We start from the raw sequence: 17,687 nt of genomic DNA, 5'->3' as shown, positions 1-17,687 counted from the left end.
GAGTTGCCAATCCATGTCCAGAACGGCCGCACCCGGCGATGCTGACGAAACCTATGCGACGGCCACGGGCCGCCAGAGCGGCGAGGAGGCGTCGCTGGAGATCGCCGGGCAGCTGGAGGAAGACATTGTCTTCGGGCGCCTGCATCCCCGCGAACGGCTGATCGAGGAGGACATCTCCAGCCGGTTCCAGGCCAAGCGCCACGTGGTGCGCCAGGCACTGATCGAGCTGGAGCGGCTCGGGCTGGTCAACCGGGTCCGCAATCGCGGCGCGGTCGTGCGGCTCTACAGCGAGGCCGAGGTCGAGGACATCAACGCGGTACGCGAGCTCCTGGAATCCCATGCGGCATCGCTGATCGAACTGCCGATGTCCGACGCGGCGATTGCCGAGCTCGAGGCGATCCAGGACCGGCACTCCGCGGCGATCGAGGCGGAAGACCGGCGCGGCGTGTTCCGCTCCAACATCGAATTCCACCAGGCGCTGTTCGCCCATTGCGGCAATGCGGCGCTGATCGAGGCGATCAACAGCTTCGCCCAGAAGTCGCATGCCTATCGCTCGATCTTCGTCAACGACAGGGGCTATCTGCTTTGGGCCGCCAACGCGCATCGGGAGATGATCGCGGCGATCCGTTCGCAGAACCGCGCCGAGCTGATCGCGCTGTGCCGGGCACATCTCGCACCGGCGAAGAACCATTACATCGAGATGTTCCGCACCCGCTTCACCTGAGCGCGGCGTTCTACGCCGGCTCGTCCAGATGGGCGATCAGGCGGCGCAGCCGCGCGGCGGCCGCGGCGATCTCCGCCCTGGCGTCGCGCCCGTCCCAGTCGTAGAAGCCGCGGCCGGCCAGCGCGCCGGTCTCGCCGCGCTCCAGCATCGCCTGGACCGCTTCATTGGGTTCGGCATCATGGCAGAGGTCCGGCACGATGCTGCGCTGGGCCAGGATATGGCCGGTGAGGCCGGCGAGATCCTTCTGTTTCAGAAGCCCGGCGATGCACATGCGGGGCCCCAGCAGCCAGCGCGCCGCCCGGTCGATGTCCTCGACGCTCGCCAGTCCCTCGGCCATGAGATGATAGGCCTCGTGCAGGATCGCATGCTGCAGGCGATTGACGACCGCGCCGGGAACCGGCCGCGGCACGACGATGCTGTCCCAGCCGGCCGCGCGCAGCAGCGCGAGCGCGGTGTCGACCGTCGCCGGCGCCGTCTGGGCGACGCGCACGCTTTCCACCATCGGCAGCTCGTCGGCGGGATGGAACCAGTGAATGCCGAGAAACAGATCGGGCCGGGCGAGCCGGTCGGCGATGTCCTGCAGCGGCAGGCCGGAGGTGTTGGACGCCATCAGGGGGGCCGAATCCGGCCCGTAGCGCACCTCGACCGAGCGGAAGAAGGCGGTCTTCAGCGCCAGATCCTCTGGGATCGCCTCCACGACCATGGCCGGCGGTTCGTCGGGCAGGGCGCCGACGAGATCGACGCCCGCCGGGGCGGGACCGGCACCGGCCGGATCGCGGGAGACGAGAAGGGTTCGCTTCCCCGAGCGGGCAAAGCCCGCGGCGATCGCCCGGCCCATCGTGCCGGCGCCGACAATGGCGACACCGCTCATCAGGCGATGTCCCGGCGGCCCGGCATGGCAAAGCCGCGACCGTCCAGCATCTGCGACAGCGACGCCAGATCGGCCTCGCCCAGCGGGGTCAGCGGCGGGCGCACGCGCTCCCAGCCGCGCTCGCCGGTGGCCAGGCCAATCGTCGCCTTCAGCGCCGGGATCATCGGGTAGGCGGCGACGGCCTTGCGGAAGTCGGTGATCGCCGCCTGGCGCTGGTCGGCATCGGCGGCCTGCCCATTGGCGTAGACGTCGTGAATGGCGGCCGGATTGATGTTGGCCGTGGCGCTGATGCAGCCGGCGCCGCCGGCCCGCATCGTGTCCAGAAGGAAGGCCTCCGAGCCTGCGAAGACGGCGAAATCGTCGAAGCCCGCGATCATCGCCCGGGTGTTCTCCCAGTCGCCGGAGGAATCCTTGATGCCGGCGACCGTGCCCGGATAGGCCTTCAGCAGCCGCTCGATCAGCGGCAGCGAGATCGGGACCTGGGCGACCGGCGGGATATGGTAGAGATAGACCCGCAACCGGGCATCGCCGACGCGCTGGATCACCTCGCTGTAATAGGCGAAGAGGCCGTCGTCGGAGACGTTCTTGTAGTAGAAGGGCGGCAGCATCAGGACGCCGGCGGCCCCGCCGTCGACGGCGGCCTTGGTCAGTTCCACCGTCTCTGGAAATGCCGAGGACGCCGTGCCGGGCATCATGCGGGCCGGATCGAGACCGGCCTCGAAGGCAGCGTCCAAAAGCGCCCGGCGCTCGGCGACGGCCAGCGAGTTGGCCTCGCTGTTGGTGCCGAAGATCGCCAGGCCGCATTCCTGCGACAGGAGCCAGCGGCAATGGGCAAGCCAGGCCGCCTTGTCCGGGCGCAGCTCCGCGTCGAACGGTGTCACCACGGGCGACAGAACGCCCCTCATCGCATCGGCCGGCATGGTCGTCTCCCCCTCAAGATGCGGCGTCGGCGCCGCGGTCACCCCCGTCGTCGCCCCCTCGCGAAAACGGCTGCTTAAGCCCAGTCGTCGAGGGCGAAGGCGTCGAGCGCCTTGTCGTCGAAATCGAAACCGAGGCCGGGCTCGGTCGGCAGGATGAGCCGTCCGCCCTTCGTCTCGAGCTGGCGATCGATCAGCCGGCGGAAATTCAGCACCTGATCGTCCGGGAAATATTCGACGAACTGGCCGTTGGCGGCCGAGCCGACGAGATGGACATGCAGATCGTGGAACCAGTGCGGGCACAGTTTGACGCCGTAGCTCGCCGCGGTCGCGCCGATGCGGCGATATTCGCTGATGCCGCCGCACACGGCCGCGTCGGTCTGCAAGATCGCGGCGGCATCCTGGTCGAGCAGTTCCTTGAACCGCCAGCGGCCGGCCTCGATCTCGCCGGTGGCGACCGGGACACGGGTGTTCTGGGCGAGGCGCGCATGGTTGGCGATGTCGTCCGGCGAGAACGGCTCCTCGATCCAGTAGGGATCATAGGGCTCGTAGCGATCCATGAAGCGCAGGCAGGTCGGCAGGTCGCTCCACGCATTGTTGGCGTCGAGCATTAGGAGAACGTCGGGGCCGATCGCCTCGCGGGCGGCCCGGATGCGGGCCTCCTCGCCGGCGGGGTCGAGCCGTCCGACCTTCATCTTCACCGCCTGAAAGCCCAGCGCGACATAGCCGGCGAGTTCCTCGCCCAGAGCCTCGGGCGACTTGCCGTCGAGATAATAGCCGCCGGAGGCATAGGCCGGCACGCTCTCGTCGTGATAGCCGCCGAGATAGCGGTGCAGCGGCATGGCGACGGCGCGGGCGTTGCGGTCCCATAGCGCAATGTCGAGGATCGACAGCGAGCGCATCAGCGATCCGGCGCGGCCCTGCAGCAGGCCCGACGCATACATCTTGTCCCACAGGCCTTCGACGCGGGTGGCGTCCTCGCCGATCAGGAGCGGCGCGAAAAGCTCGCGCACGCCCTGGGTGACGAGACTGCCGGCATCGCTGCCGCCATAGCAGAAGCCGATGCCACGGACGCCGTCGTCGGTGGTGACGCGGGTGACGGCATAGTCGCGGTGATGCACCTGCCGGGTCGAGAAGGAGGTCGGAGAATCCAGCGGAACCCGGATCGTCCGCGCCTCGACGGTCCGGATCGTCGACGGTCTTGCCATGGTCATCTCCCGTTTGGTCACCCCTTGCATAAACGCCCATGGCAAATTGTCAAATAGATTGTTGACAATCGGAGCTTTGAATCGCGTCGCTGGAGCGTGCGAGGGTATCGCCGCTCCTTCGCCCAGTCGGACCGCAGCCCGGGAACAGCTCGGCAGAGTCGTTCCGTATGGCGATACTGCACAACTGACCGTCGTCGGGCCCGGCGCCGCCTCGCCCCGCCCCGCTTAATCCCCGCTGCACTTCCATCGTCGCTACCGAACCTCTGGGAACGGCTTCCTGCGCGCGCTCCGCCTGCCCGATGTCGGCGTGCGGCGTTACGTCCGATGCGGTTTCGCACGCTTGTATCCCGGTGGATACTTTGACATAAGTCGGGCCGGGCCGACGCCCGATCTGAATTCATCCGAAGGGACCGATGTCGACGATGGCAGGCGAGGGAGACCAACTCGACGTACTCGTTGCGGGAGGCGGCAACGCCGCCCTCTGCGCCGCCATCTCGGCGGCCTGTACGGGCGCTAGGGTCATGGTCGTGGAGCGGGCGCCGAAATCCTATCGCGGCGGCAACACCCGGCACACGCGCAACATGCGCGTTGCCCACGATGCGGCGAACGGCACCCTGACCGGTCCCTATCCGGTTGAGGAGTATCTCGACGACCTGATGCGGGTGACCAAGGGCCGGACCGACGAGGAACTCGCCCTCCTGACCCTGGAACGGTCCAAGGAATTGTGGGACTTCATGTGGGAGCAGGGGGTGCGGTTCCAGCCCTCGCTGGGCGGCACCCTGTCGCTCGGGCGTACCAACGCCTTCTTCCTCGGCGGCGGTCGCTCGATGCTGAACGCCCTTTATCGCACGGCCGAGGATCTCGGCGTCCAGATCCGCTACGACACGCGTCTTGTCGACATGGAGATCGACAACGGCTTCTTCGTCGGCGCCACGCTCGAGGTCGAGGGGCGCATGGAAGAGGTTGCGGCGCGCTCCTTCGTCGCCGCCTCGGGCGGCTTCGAATCCAACATCGAATGGCTGACCGAGGCCTGGGGCCCGGGTGCCAAGAACTTCCTTATCCGCGGCACGCCCTACAATCGCGGCGAGGTCCTGCGCATGCTGCTCGATCGCGGCGTCGAGCAGGTCGGCGATCCGACCCAGGGCCACGCGGTGGCCATCGACGGGCGGGCGCCGAAATTCGACGGCGGCATCGTCACCCGGCTCGACTGCGTCCCCTTCGGCGTCGTCCTCAACGCCAATGCCGAGCGCTTCTACGACGAGGGCGAGGATTTCTGGCCGAAACGCTACGCGATCTGGGGCCGGCTGGTCGCCGCCCAGCCCGATCAGATCGGCTATGTGATCATCGACGAGAAGTCGATCCGCTCCTTCATGCCCTCGGTGTTTCCGCCCGAGCGGGCCGATACGCTGGAGGAGCTCGCGACCAAGATGGGACTCGATCCCGCCAGGACGCGTGCGACGATCGACCGTTTCAATGCCGCCTGCCAGCCCGGCCATTTCGACCACACCATCCATGACGACTGCCGGACCGTGGGGCTGGAGCCGCCGAAATCGCACTGGGCCCGCACCATCGATCAGCCGCCCTTCTACGCCTACACGCTGCGGCCGGGCATCACCTTCACCTATCTCGGGGTCAAGGTGAACCGCGAGGCCCGCATGGTCATGGCGGACGGCACGGTGTCGCCGAACATGTTCGCGGCCGGCGAGATCATGGCCGGCAACGTCCTGGGCGAGGGCTATCTGGCCGGAATCGGAATGACCATCGGCAGCGTCTTCGGGCGGCTGGCGGGAGAAGGAGCGGCTCGCTATGTCCGGAATTGATCTGGCGTCCCTCGCCTCGGCCTCGCAGGAGGAAGCCGCGCGCCAGATGAGCGTGTGCAATGCCTGCCGCTATTGCGAGGGCCTGTGCGCGGTGTTTCCGGCCATGGAACTGCGCCGTGACTTCGCCGGCGGCGACGTCGATTTCCTCGCCAATCTCTGCCACAATTGCGGGGCCTGCTACTACGATTGCCAGTACGCCCCGCCGCACGAATTCGCCATCAACGTGCCGGTCGCCATGGCGGAATTGCGCGACGAAACCTATGCCCGCTATGCCTGGCCGCCGGTCTTCTCCGGCGTCTTTCAGCGCAACGGCCTCTGGGTGGCCCTGGCCGCGGCGGGATCGGTCGCCGCCTTCCTGATCGGTTTTGCCGCCTGGCAGGACGCCTCGGTGCTGTTCGGCGTCCATACCGGCGAGGGCGCCTTCTACCGGCTGATGCCCCACAACACGATGGTCGCCATCTTCGGCGGCGTCTTCCTCTACGCCATGGTGGCGCTGGGGATGGGCGTGCGGTCCTTCTGGCGGGCCAGCGGCCCGGTCCAGGACCTGCGCCTGTCGTCGCTGTGGCAGGCGGTCAAGGACACCAGCCGGCTGCGCTATCTCGACGGCGGCGGCATGGGCTGCATGGACGAGAGCGAGCGGCCCAACGATCGCCGGCGCCTCTACCACCATTTCACCTATTATGGCTTCCTGCTCTGCTTCGCCTCGACCTCCTCGGGCACGCTGTTTCACTATTTCGGCTGGGAAGCGCCCTATCCGGTCTGGCATCCGACCGTGATCCTCGGGGTTCTCGGCGGGATCGGCCTTGTCATCGGGCCGATCGGACTGTTCCGCCAGCGCGAGCGCCGCGACGTCGCCATCCGCCGCGACGACCGCACCGGCATGGGCGCGGCCTTCCTGTGGATGCTGCTCCTGACCAGCGTCACCGGCCTGGCGCTGCTCGTGTTCCGCGCCACGCCGGCCATGGGCATCCTGCTCGCCGTCCATCTCGGCGTCGTCTTCGCGCTGTTCCTGACATTTCCCTATGGCAAGTTCGTCCACGGCATCTACCGCTTCACGGCTCTCGTGCGCCATGCCCATGAACAGCGGCTGGCCCATGGCGACGTCGCGGTGAACGCGCCGCCGGCTGGCGATCGCAAGCGCACGTTGCTGCCTGTGGCCGGCCAATCGCAGGCCTGAGGACGGTCCGGTCCGGTTTAGCGTCGTGATCGCGAGCCTGCGGGGGCGGCGCCGACGGGTGGGCCTGTGCTATGGTTCCGGTCGCACGCCCGGCATTTCGAAATGGGTGCCGTTTCCAACCGGATATGGACAGACATGAGCAAATCGGATGTCTCGCGCGGCGAGACCGCTTACCAGCAGTTGAAAGCCGCCATCCAGGCCGGCGAGATGCCGCCCGGATCGCGGGTCAGGGAACTGGAGATCGCCGAGCGTCTCGGCCTCAGCCGCACGCCGGCCCGCGAGGCGATCCGCCGGCTCGAGGCGGAAGGACTGATCTCCTTCACCCCGCGATTCGGCGCCGTGGTCTCCAAGCTCGATCACCAGGAGACCATCGAGCTCTATGACATTCGCGAGGTTCTGGAGGGCGCGGCGGCCGGCTTTGCCGCCCGTCACGCCTCGGTCGCCGAGATCGAGGAACTGGAGGAGCTGATCGCCTCGGAGGTCGACCATTTCGGCCAGTCGAAATCCATGGCCGACCTCAACCGGCTGATCCATTCGGCGATCTACCATGCGGCCCATAATCGCTTTCTCAAGCGGTCGCTGATCGGCCTGCGGGACTCCATGGCGCTGCTCGGCGGCACGACGCTGCGCCTGCCCGGGCGGGACGAGAGCGCCCATAACGAGCATCTCGCCATTCTCGCCGCCATCAAGGGGCGCGATCCCAAGACGGCGAACGAGGCGGCGCAGATCCATATCCGCAACGCCCAGCGCAGCCGCCTCAAGCTCATGCGCCAGGAATATCTGTCGCGCTCCAGCGACGAGGACGAGCCGGGCATCACCGACGACTGACCCCGACCGGCGCCGTGGCGCCCCACGGCCGGTATGGCGTCGGACGCTCGCGCCGGCGTGGGCTTGGGGCCGTTCGGCGCGACGCCCGTTCAACACCAGGGAGAGCAGCATGGCCGACTATCCGAAACGCGTGAGGATCAACGAGGAAGGACCGCGCGAGGGCTTCCAGTTCGAGAAGGGACCGATCGCGACGGCCGACAAGATCGCGCTGATCGATGCGCTGTCGCAGGCGCGGCTGCCGCAGATCCAGGTGGCGTCCTTCGTCAATCCGGCCCGGGTGCCGGGCATGGCGGATGCCGACGCCGTGGTCGCCGGCATCACCCGCGCGCCGGGCACCGCCTACACCGCGCTGTGGCTGAACGAGAAGGGCTTCGACCGCGCGCTCGCCCATCGCGGCCAGCTCGACCTCAAGGGCTCGATCTCGATGGTCGCGTCGGAAAGCTTCATGCTGCGCAACCAGAACCGGGATTTCGCGGAGAACCGCCGGGTCCAGACGCGCATGGTGGGGCGCTATCTGGAGGCGGGGCTGACCGTCGAGCGGGCCTCGATGATGGCGGCCTTCGGCTGCAATTTCGAGGGCGAGGTGCCGGTCGCGCGCGTCCTCGCGGTGATGGCCGAGACCTTCGAGATCGCCGCGGAATGCGGCGTCACGATCAAGACCTATTCGCTGGCCGACACCATGGCCTGGGCTACGCCTGCCGCGGTGCAGCGGGTCGTCGGCGCGGTGCGCGAGCGCTGGCCGGATCTGAAGGTCGCGCTGCATCTGCACGACACGCGCGGCATGGGCATCGCCAACGCCTTTGCCGGTCTGCAAATGGGCGTCGACACCTTCGATGCCTCGGTGGCCGGTCTCGGCGGTTGTCCGTTCGCCGGGCACAAGGCCGCGGCCGGCAATGTCTGCAGCGAGGATCTGGCGTTTCTCTGCGAGGAGATGGGCATCGAGACCGGTGTCGATCTGGAAGCCCTGTCGGAAGCGGCGCGGCTTGCCGAACAGGTCGTGGGCCATGCGCTGCCCGGCAGCGTGATGAAGGCCGGTCGCCTCAACGCCTATCGCCGCGCCGCCTGAGGCATCAAGTGCGTCCGGGGCGGGCGGTCAGTCCGTTCCGGCCCGGTCGCGCCATTCCTCCAGCGACATGCGCGGCATGGAAAACCGCGTGCTCTGGCGCGAATAGAGGCTGGCGAACAGGCGGCCGAGCGGCTCGTAATTGTCGATGTCGACATTCAGCGTCTGCGGATCGACGAGGCCTTCGCGCACATGGACGCAGAGCACCTCGCCCAGAACGATGTTGCGGCGGGGCGAGAATTTCAGCGTCTGCACCTCGCGGCATTCGAGCGCGATCGGGCTTTCCACGATCCGACCCGGCCCGACCATGGACGAAGCGGCGATGGTCAGGCCCGCCGCGTCGATCTCGCTTTCCTCCGGCGGCAGGTCGACGGCACAGATGTTCATCCGGTCGGCCAGGGCGTCGTCGACGAGGTTGATGACGAACTCCTTTTCCCGCGCGATGTTGTTGGCCGTGTCCTTGTGCTCACCGGCCGCATTCACCTGCAGGCCGAGGGCGACGATGGCCGGGTCTTCCGACAGGACGTTGAAGAAGGAATAAGGCGCGGCGTTGTGATGGCCCTGGGGCGAGCGCGTCACGACCAGCGCGATCGGGCGCGGCACGATGGCGCTCGACAGGAGCTTGTAACGCTCGCGCGGGGTCAGCTCGGCAAGGTCGAAACGCGTGGTGGCGTCGGTCATGTCATCTCAGGCGTAGAGGAGGGAAGGGGTGTCGACGAGGATAGCCCGCAGCGCCGCCGCGTCGCCCTCGCACCAGCCGGCGAGGACTTCGAGAAGGTCGGCGTCGTCGGGCATGATGCCGGCATGGTTGGGATGCGGCCAGTCGGTGCCCCAGACCAGCCGGTCGGGCGCGGCGGCGATGATGCGGGCGGCCATTGGGGCGACGTCCGGATAGTCGGGCGCATGGTTGGAGATCCGGTAGGCGCCGGAGATCTTGGCATAGGCCTCGCCCGCCGCCAGCATGTCGCACAGGAGAACAAAGCCCGGATCGTCGGCGCTGCGGGAAGCCTGGGTGCGTCCGAAATGGTCGATCACGAAGGGGATCGGCAGGCGCCGCAGCTCGCTCCGCAATTCTGGCAAAAGGGCCGAATCCACCCAGAGCTGGGCGTGCCAGCCGAACTGCTTCACCCGCTCGGCAAGGGGGAAGAGGTGTTCCTGGCCGACGCCGCCGCGAAAATGCGGGCCGCCGGTCTGCTGCATGAGATTGATCCGGAAACCGCGCACGCCGGCCCGGTGCATCGCCTCCAGTTCGGCATCCGAAATGGTGGAGTCGATGACCGCGATGCCGCGCAGCCAGCCATCGGCGGCGGCGTTGCCATTGGCTTCCGCAAGCGCTTCGATCAGAAGGCGGTTGTCGGTGCCGTAGACGGTGGAGGTGACGAAGACGCCTTTGGCGAGGCCGAGCCGGTCGAGCAGGCCGCGATAGTCCGCAAGGGTCGCTTCGGGCGCCATGTGGGTTGCGGTGTCGGCCGGCAGATAGCGATCATGGGCGCCGAAGAGATGGCAGTGGCTGTCCCAGGCCCCCGCCGGGATCGTGGCGCGGGGCCGCCGGTCGCTGCTCAGCGGCGGCGCGCAGAGAGGCTTGCCGTGGACCAGCCGTGGCGGAACGGTGGGGGCGTTGGAGCTGGCGGAAGCCATGGGCGGTCGCGATTTTCGTTGAAGTTGTCCTGAGCGCTGGTATACATTTGCATCCTGTTGCGCGCAAGACGACGCCGCCGCATCGGAATTGTCGCCATTATACTGGGAGGTAAGCATGGCATTCACGACAGGAACGCTCACGCGTCTGATCGGCGCGCTCGGCATCGTCGCCGTTGCCGCCACGCCGATCACCGCCGTCGCGCAGGAGCGCATCACCATCGGAACCGGCTCCACGGGCGGGGTGTATTATCCGCTCGGCGGCGGCATGGCCGACATCTTCTCCAAGACCATCGATGGCGTGTCGGCGGCGGCGGAAGTGACCGGCGCCTCGATCGAGAATTCGCGCCGCGTCGGCGCCGGCGAGATGACGCTGGGGATCGGCAACGCCAACACGGTGTTCTTCGCCCGGAACGGGGAGGAGCCGTTCCGGCAGTCCTGGCCGCTGCAGGCGGTCGCCGCGCTCTATCCGAGCACCATCCAGATCATCGTGCGGACCGATTCCGGCATGGAGAGCATCGCCGATCTGGAAGGAAAGCGCGTCGCGGTCGGCCCTCCGGGCGGCTCCACCCGGGTGATGGCTGACGCGGTGTTCGAGGGGGCCGGCATCGACGTGCAGCGCGAATATCTCGACTTCACCGAGGCGACCGAGGCCCTCAAGGACCGCAATCTCGACGCGTCCGTCGTGCTGGCCGGCTTCCCGACGCCGACGGTGATCGATCTGGCCACCGCGGCCGAGATCAAGATCCTGCCGCTGGACGAGGCGGCCATTGCCGCCACGCACGAGAAATATCCCTATTACATCGAGGGCGTGATTCCGGCCGGGACCTATGAAGGCCAGACCGCGGACATCCCGACGATGGACATCTGGAACATCCTCTTCGTCAACGAGAAGACCGACGAGGAACTGGTCTATTCCATGACCAAGGCGCTGTTCGAGAATATCGGCGAACTGCAGGCGATCCATCCGGCGGCCAACCAGATCACGCCGGAATCGGCGGTGAAGACGCCGATCGATCTGGCGCCGGGAGCCCAGCGCTACTATCGCGAAATCGGCGCGCTCGACTGAGCCACGGTTTCGACCGATCAGCGGGGCGCGACCGGCCGGGCCGGTCGCGCCCATCCTGCTCCAGCCAGCGATGTTGCGATGTCCGACAAGTCAACTCCCGCCGCCGGCGTGCTGCTTGAGCGCGACCTCCTGCCCGCAGAGGACCCGGCCCTGGCCGCCGGTGCCGCGATCGGCGGCAACGGGCACTGGATGCTGCGGCTGATCGTCGGCATCGGCGTCGTCGCCTTCACGCTGTTCCACCTCTACACCGCCTATTACGGGCCCTTCACCGCGCTGCAGCAGCGCGTCGTCCATGTCTGCGGCATCGCCGCGATCCTGTTCCTGTCGACGGCGGCGGTGAGCGGTCGCTGGCTGCGCACCGCGCTGATCGTCCTGGCGCTGGTGACAGCCCTGCCGGCGCTCTATGTCTGCCTCGACTATCGCGAGATCATCGAGACGGCGGGCATCGTCACCGAGCAGCAGATCTGGCTCGGCGCGATCCTGATTTCTGTGGTGCTGATCGCCACCCGCATGGTCATCGGCTGGCCGCTGGTCATCATCGCTCTCGTCGCGCTGGCCTATGCCGCCTTCGGCAACCTCCTGCCGCCGCCGATCGGCCATACCGGCTACGGCATCGACCGCATCGTTTCGCATCTCTACCTGACCACCGAAGGCGTCCTCGGCACCCCGGTCGGCGCCTCGGCGACCTATATCGCCGTCTTCGTCCTGTTCGGCGCGCTGTTGCAGACCACCGGCATGGGCGACGTCTTCATCGGCTTCGGCCATGCGCTGACCGGCCGCAAGAAGGGCGGGCCGGCCTATGTCGCCGTGATTTCCTCGGCGCTGTTCGGCTCGATCAACGGCAGCGCCGTCGCCAACGTCGCCAGCACCGGCACCTTCACCATCCCGCTGATGATCCGCACCGGGTACAAGCCGCAGACGGCGGCGGCGATCGAGGCGGCCGCCTCGTCGGGCGGGCAGATCATGCCGCCGATCATGGGCGCGGCGGCCTTCCTGATGGTCTCCTTCACGGGCATTCCCTATGTCGAGATCATCAGCCACGCGCTGTTCCCGGCGCTATTGTATTTCGGCGCGGTGTTCGCGGCGGTGCAGCTCCATGCAGCCCGATACGACGTGAAGGCGGTCGCTGCCTCGGACTTGCCGAATTTCCGGCATCTTCTCCTGACGCGGGGCTACATGCTCCTGCCGATCCCGATCCTCCTCTACTTCCTGCTCGACGGCTACACGCCCTATCGCGCCGGCTTCTACGCCATCGTGGCGGCGCTGGTGCTGGCGATGTTCGCCAGATCGTCGCGGCCGACCCCGGCGCGGCTGATGGCGACCTGCCGGGCCGCGGTGGCGGGGCTGCTGCCTGTGGCGACGGCCTGCGCCTGCGCCGGCATCGTCATCGGCATGTTGACCCTCACCGGGCTCGGACTGAAGCTTTCCGGCCTCATCGTCGATGCCAGCGGCGGCTCGCTCTTCATCGCGCTCTGCCTGACCGCAGTCGCCTCGATCGTGCTGGGCATGGGACTGCCGACGGTGGGCGTCTATCTGCTTTTGGCGGTGCTCGTCGCGCCGGCGCTGACCCAGATGGGCGTGCCGCTGATCGCCGCGCATCTCTTCATCTTCTACTACGGCCTCGTCTCGGCGATCACGCCGCCCGTGGCGCTGGCGGCCTATGCGGCGGCGGCCATTGCCAAGTCGAAACCGCTGGAAACCTCCGTCGAGGCATTCCTGATGGGGCTCGCCAAGATCGTCGTGCCCTTCGTCTTCGTCTATGGCCCGGAAATCCTCTTGATCGGCACGACGGGCGACATCGTGGTCGCGATCACCTCGGCCTTCGTCGGCGTCTATGCGCTGTCCATCGCCACCACCGGCTGGTGGGGCGGACCGCTCGCCCCGTGGCGGCGCGTCGTCGTCGGGGCGGGGTCGGTGCTGATGATGATGCCCGGCCTGTGGACCGATCTTTTAGCGATCCCGGTGATCCTCGCGCCGCTCTATCTGCTGCGCCCGACCAACCCCAAGCCTGCATGAGACGAACGACATGACTGCAGACGAACTGCGCGCCCTCGCCACCCGGGCGATCGCGGCGAACGGCGCTCCGCGCAAGATCGCCGAGACGGTCGCCGATGTGCTGGTGGAAGCCGATCTGCGCGGGGTCGCGTCCCATGGCGTGGCCCGCCTGCCCAATTACGTGGCGCGGGCGAGGAAAGGCCTGATCGATCCGGCCGCCGAAGCGACGATCGTCAGCGACGCCGGCGGTCTGGTGATCCTCGACGGCAACAATGGCTACGGACCAACGGCCGCCATGCGGGCCGTGGAGCTGGCGGTCGAGCGGTCGGCGGCGCACGGTGTCGCCTGGATCTCGGTGCGGGGCTCCAACCATTTCGGCCTCGCCTCGGCCTATACCCAGCGGCTGGCGCGGGAGGGCTGCGCGGCGATCGTGGTCTCCAACGCGCCGCCGGCCATGGCGGCGATCGGGGGCAAGCGACCGGTGCTGGGTACCAACCCGGTGTCGATCGCGGTGCCGGGCGCCGAGCCGCCGGTCACGCTGGACATGGCGACGACCGTGGTGGCGCGCGGCAAGATCCGCCGGGCCGCCGCCGAGGACGAGCCGATCGCCGAAGGGCTCGCCCTCGATGCCGACGGCCGGCCGACGACCGACGCCCATGCCGCGCTGGCCGGGACGCTCGCCCCGATCGGTGGACCGAAGGGATACGGTCTGGCGCTGATGATCGAATTGCTGACCGGTTTCTTCGCCGGCGGCTCGGCCGCGACCGAGCTCGGCGAATCCAGCGATTTCTCCCGTACGGCCGGAACCTGCTTCACGCTGATCGCCGCCCGTACCGACCATCTGGGAGAGCCCGACGCGCGGCTTGCGGCGATCACCGGCATGATCCGGGCATCGGGCGAGCCGGGCGAAGTGCTTCTGCCCGGCGAGATCGAGGAGCGGCGCAGCGCCGCGAACCGCGAGAGCGGGCTGTCCATCCCGGCCAAGGTACTGGCGGAGATCGACGCGCTTCTGTGACGGACGGGACACGCGTGGCTGAAGGGGCACCCCTCAGTCGCGGGTGTCCAGCGCCGGGTCGCGGCCGGGGCCCATGCGGATGACCGCGTCGAGGGCGAGGATGCCGCGCGCATGTTCGCGGACCAGCACGGGATTGATCTCGGCCTCGATCACGCGCGGCTCCGCGGCGAGCTGCGACAGGGCGACGAGACCGTCGGCAAGGGCGTCGAGATCGCCTTCCGGCGCCCCGCGATAGCCCCGCAGCAGTGCAAAACTCTTCACCGATGCGATCATGGCGCGCGCGCCGTCACGCGAGACCGGGGCCGGGCTGACGGCGAGGTCGGCGAAGATTTCCGTCATCACGCCGCCGAGCCCGACGCTGACCATCGGGCCGGTGACCGGGTCGCGGGTAAAGCCGAGAATGGCTTCTCCCAGGCCGCGCGCCATCTGCGCCACCATGTAACCGCCGATCCGGGCCTCCGGCACCTGCCGGGCAAGATGGGCGCGCATGTCGGTGAGGGCGGCGGCGACGTCGCTGCAACCGGCAAGGTTCAGCCGAACGGCGCCCGCCTCCGATTTGTGGGGCAAGTCGGCCGAGACCGCTTTCAGGACATAGGGCCCGGCAAAGGGCAGGTCGGGCAGAGGCTCATCGGCCCCCACATGCAGGCTTTGCGGTCCGGCAATGCCGAGCGCCGCGAAGATGTCTGCCGCAGCGATCTCGTCGGCCAGCCCTTCGGGCAGCGCCGTGAGCCGCTCCGTGACGGCGTCGGGCAGGCGGGCGGGGCTCGGCGGCGGCGGCGCGGGATCGGCCAGAAGCGCCGCAACGGCCTGGGCGCAGCTCTCCACCGTCCGGAAGGCGGGCACGCCGCCATCGTTGAACAGCGCCAGGCTTTCGGGCGCGTGCGGGACCGGCATGGCGATCACCGGTGCGGCCTCCGGTCCAAGCTCGGCGACCGTGTCGACGATGGGCCGGACGGCGATCTCGGGATTGAACTGGGCCGAGGAGCCGATGGCGGCGACGATCAGGCCGGTCTCCGGATCGCTCGCCAGGGCCGCGACGACGGCCTTCATCGTCTCGTAGCGGGCCCCGGCGAAGGTGACGTCGACGATCGGCCCGGGCTTGATGGCGATCCCCTCGGCGCGAAGGGCGGCATTGGCCTGTGGCGAGAGGCCGGCCAGCGCCGAGCCCTTGAGGGCGATGCCGTCATAGACCATGCCGCCGCCGCCGCCCGTCGTCGTCAGCACGGTGGCGCGCTTCGGGCGCGACGCGAGGCGGGTGCGCAGGGACAGGGCGCCGGCGGTCTCGATCATGCCCTCGAAACTGTCGGCGACGACGATGCCGTGATGGGCGAGGAAGCTCGCCAGGGCCCGCGGCCCGCCGATCATTGCGCCGGTATGGGACTGGGCCAGCGTCCGGCCGGCTTCCGAACGGCCGACGAGGAAGGCGGTGATCGGCTTGCCGAGGGCGCGGGCGTGCGCCGCAAAGGCGGCGACCCGTTCGGGCCGGCGCAGGGTCTCGACGAACAGCGCGAAGGAGTCGAAGGCCTCATCCTCGACCAGCGCCTCGCCGAGTTCGCCGACGCCCAGCATCGCCTCGTTGCCGACGGACACGAAAGCGCCGAAGCCGCGCCCCGTGGCGGCGCCGCGCGACAGGATGGCGCCGATCACCGAACCCGATTGCGACAGCACCGCGGTGCGCCCCTGGGGCAGGGCGTCGATGGCGAAGGCGGCGTTGGTGGTGGCGGAAAAGCCCGCGGCCGACCCGACGACGCCGGTGGAGTTCGGCCCGATCAGCGCGACGCCGGCCTCGCGCGCGGCCGCGACGAGCCGGGCCTGCCGGGCGATGCCCTCGCCGCCGGATTCGGCAAAGCCGTCGGCCAGGACGGTGGCGACCTTGACGCCTGCGGCGGCGCAATCGGCAACGGCGCCGATCGCCCGCTCCGTATCGAGCAGGATGTAGGCGTGGTCCGGCACCTGCGGCAGGGCGGCGAGGCTGGGCCAGGCCCGTGCCCCCTGCACGGTGTCGCGGCGCGGATTGACCGGATAGACCGTGCCGTCATAGCCGTGGCGGGCGAGAAACGCCTGCGGCCTTGCGGTCAGTCGGCCGGCGGTGTCGGAGGCGCCGATGATGGCGACGCTGCGCGGGCGCAGGAGGGCATCGACGAAGGCCGGGCCGCGTGCGCTGCCGGTCATGGCCGGGCGTCCGACGGTGCCGTCCGGGGCGGGCGTTGCGAGAACTTCTCGCCGAAGATCTCCTCGGCGATGCGGTTCTTCAGGATCTCGGTACTGCCGCCGGCGATCATCCAGCCGCGGGTGCGGCGCAGGCAGTACTGGACGATATGGTCCTCGCCGAAGCCCAGCGCGCCCATCACCTGCAGCGCCTCGTTCGCGGCGAAATGGCCGGCCTCGTTGCAGGCGAGCTTGGCCATCGCGGTCTCCATGGCGGAGGGCAGGCCGTCACCGGCATTGATCACGGCCCGGGCCAGCAGAAGCTCGGCCGCATCGAGCTTCACCGCCATGTCGGCGAACTTCCACTGGATGCCCTGGAACTCGGCGAGACGGCGGCCGAACTGGCGTCGCTCCAGCGCGTGGTCACGGGCGACCTCGAAGGCGAGGCGGCCGACGGCGACGGCCCGCGAGGCATTGCCCAGGCGCTCGACATTGAAGCCGGAGATCTGCTTCTTGAAGCCGCCGGGGCCGAGCAGGACGTTTTCGGGCGGCACGTAGAGATTGTCGAAATAGAGCTGGCTCCAACTCTCGCCGTTCATGTAGCGGACCGGCTGGCCGACGCTGAAGCCCTCCATGCCGCGCTCGAGAATGACCGAGCCGATGCCGGAGACGCCAGGCCCAAAGCGGCAGTAGCAGAGGATCAGGTCGGCGGAGCCCGAATGGGTGCCGAAGACCTTGGTCCCGTTCAGGCGGTAGCCCTCGCCGTCGGGCGTGGCGGTGGTTGCCAGTTCGGTCACGGCGGAACCGGCCTCCGGTTCGCTCATGCCGACCGAGATCACCGTCCGGCCGGCCAGCAGGCCCGGCAGCCAGCGTGCCCGCTGCTCGGCGGTGGCGAATTCCGACAGGGTACGGATCGCGCCGAAATTGCCGGCCTGCACGACATCGGCGGAGCGGGGGCAGACCTGCGCGATCTCGCGGATGGCGATGACCGCGTCCATCAGCGTGCCGCCCTGGCCGCCATCGGCCTCGTCCATCATGATGCCCATCAGCCCCATGTCGACGAGCTTCTGGGTCGTGGCCGGATCGAGACCATCGGCATTGGCGCGGGCGACCCGGCCCTCGGCCAGTTCGGCCCGGGCGAATTTCGCGACCGCGTCGCGGAACATGATCTGCTCCGGCGTGTAGAGGCTGTCCATGGATCGTCCTTTCAGCGGGGT

Annotated in this window: 15 protein-coding genes; 8 read left to right on the top strand and 7 right to left on the bottom strand. The window is 68.6% G+C overall.

The features are described 5' to 3' along the window. Positions 1-13: 13 nt before the first annotated feature. Positions 14-724 carry a GntR family transcriptional regulator gene (locus tag N7I30_RS07375; RefSeq protein ID WP_188077739.1) on the top strand — a complete coding sequence of 237 codons (711 nt, stop codon included), beginning with the start codon at positions 14-16 and terminating at the stop codon, positions 722-724. Positions 725-734: 10 nt separating this feature from the next. On the opposite strand, the gene N7I30_RS07370 is transcribed toward N7I30_RS07375, so the two are convergent. From N7I30_RS07370 to N7I30_RS07360, 3 genes are all read right to left on the bottom strand, one after another. Continuing rightward, entirely contained in the window at positions 735-1,595 is an 861-nt protein-coding gene (locus N7I30_RS07370) for a 3-hydroxyacyl-CoA dehydrogenase family protein (protein ID WP_498637800.1), read from the bottom strand. Further along, on the bottom strand, positions 1,595-2,515 hold the full coding sequence (locus tag N7I30_RS07365; RefSeq protein WP_498637798.1) for a dihydrodipicolinate synthase family protein: 921 nt from the start codon (positions 2,513-2,515) through the stop codon (positions 1,595-1,597). The genes N7I30_RS07370 and N7I30_RS07365 overlap by 1 nt, the downstream gene beginning before the upstream one ends. 74 nt (positions 2,516-2,589) lie before the next feature. Next, the gene (locus N7I30_RS07360) at positions 2,590-3,720 is read right to left on the bottom strand and encodes a mandelate racemase/muconate lactonizing enzyme family protein (protein ID WP_498637796.1); all 1,131 of its coding nucleotides are present in this window, start codon (positions 3,718-3,720) and stop codon (positions 2,590-2,592) included. Positions 3,721-4,142: 422 nt separating this feature from the next. On the opposite strand from N7I30_RS07360, the gene tcuA reads away from it, so the two are divergent. From tcuA to N7I30_RS07340, 4 genes are all read left to right on the top strand, one after another. Then, positions 4,143-5,540 (top strand): FAD-dependent tricarballylate dehydrogenase TcuA, encoded by a 1,398-nt coding sequence (gene tcuA, locus N7I30_RS07355; RefSeq protein ID WP_498637845.1) that lies wholly within the window; start codon positions 4,143-4,145, stop codon positions 5,538-5,540. Beyond that, a complete protein-coding gene (gene tcuB / locus N7I30_RS07350; protein ID WP_498637794.1) occupies positions 5,527-6,717 on the top strand; it encodes a tricarballylate utilization 4Fe-4S protein TcuB in 1,191 nt (396 codons plus the stop codon). The genes tcuA and tcuB overlap by 14 nt, the downstream gene beginning before the upstream one ends. Positions 6,718-6,852: 135 nt before the next feature. Beyond that, positions 6,853-7,545 carry a GntR family transcriptional regulator gene (locus N7I30_RS07345; protein ID WP_051141661.1) on the top strand — a complete coding sequence of 231 codons (693 nt, stop codon included), beginning with the start codon at positions 6,853-6,855 and terminating at the stop codon, positions 7,543-7,545. 109 nt (positions 7,546-7,654) lie between these two features. Further along, entirely contained in the window at positions 7,655-8,611 is a 957-nt protein-coding gene (locus N7I30_RS07340) for a hydroxymethylglutaryl-CoA lyase (protein WP_498637793.1), read from the top strand. A 27-nt stretch (positions 8,612-8,638) separates the two neighbouring features. Here N7I30_RS07340 and N7I30_RS07335 read toward each other — a convergent pair whose 3' ends face one another. Further along, positions 8,639-9,289 carry a flavin reductase family protein gene (locus N7I30_RS07335; protein WP_230788325.1) on the bottom strand — a complete coding sequence of 217 codons (651 nt, stop codon included), beginning with the start codon at positions 9,287-9,289 and terminating at the stop codon, positions 8,639-8,641. Between the two features lie 6 nt (positions 9,290-9,295). Then, entirely contained in the window at positions 9,296-10,246 is a 951-nt protein-coding gene (locus N7I30_RS07330) for an amidohydrolase family protein (protein WP_491390292.1), read from the bottom strand. 115 nt (positions 10,247-10,361) lie between these two features. On the opposite strand from N7I30_RS07330, the gene N7I30_RS07325 reads away from it, so the two are divergent. From N7I30_RS07325 to N7I30_RS07315, 3 genes are all read left to right on the top strand, one after another. Further along, the gene (locus N7I30_RS07325; protein WP_277024733.1) at positions 10,362-11,312 is read left to right on the top strand and encodes a TAXI family TRAP transporter solute-binding subunit; all 951 of its coding nucleotides are present in this window, start codon (positions 10,362-10,364) and stop codon (positions 11,310-11,312) included. Between the two features lie 78 nt (positions 11,313-11,390). After that, complete coding sequence (locus N7I30_RS07320; RefSeq protein WP_498637790.1) at positions 11,391-13,328, top strand: TRAP transporter permease; 1,938 nt, start codon at positions 11,391-11,393, stop codon at positions 13,326-13,328. A 10-nt stretch (positions 13,329-13,338) separates the two neighbouring features. Further along, the gene (locus N7I30_RS07315) at positions 13,339-14,322 is read left to right on the top strand and encodes an Ldh family oxidoreductase (protein ID WP_498637786.1); all 984 of its coding nucleotides are present in this window, start codon (positions 13,339-13,341) and stop codon (positions 14,320-14,322) included. Positions 14,323-14,355: 33 nt separating this feature from the next. On the opposite strand, the gene N7I30_RS07310 is transcribed toward N7I30_RS07315, so the two are convergent. Further along, positions 14,356-16,494 carry an acetate--CoA ligase family protein gene (locus tag N7I30_RS07310; protein WP_498637784.1) on the bottom strand — a complete coding sequence of 713 codons (2,139 nt, stop codon included), beginning with the start codon at positions 16,492-16,494 and terminating at the stop codon, positions 14,356-14,358. Continuing rightward, a complete protein-coding gene (locus N7I30_RS07305) occupies positions 16,491-17,666 on the bottom strand; it encodes an acyl-CoA dehydrogenase family protein (RefSeq protein WP_498637782.1) in 1,176 nt (391 codons plus the stop codon). Before N7I30_RS07305 ends, N7I30_RS07310 begins: the two co-directional genes overlap by 4 nt. Positions 17,667-17,687 lie beyond the last annotated feature (21 nt).

Source organism: Aurantimonas litoralis (assembly GCF_026153195.1).
Classification (GTDB): domain Bacteria; phylum Pseudomonadota; class Alphaproteobacteria; order Rhizobiales; family Rhizobiaceae; genus Aurantimonas; species Aurantimonas coralicida.
This window is presented reverse-complemented; position numbering and strand designations above follow the sequence as displayed.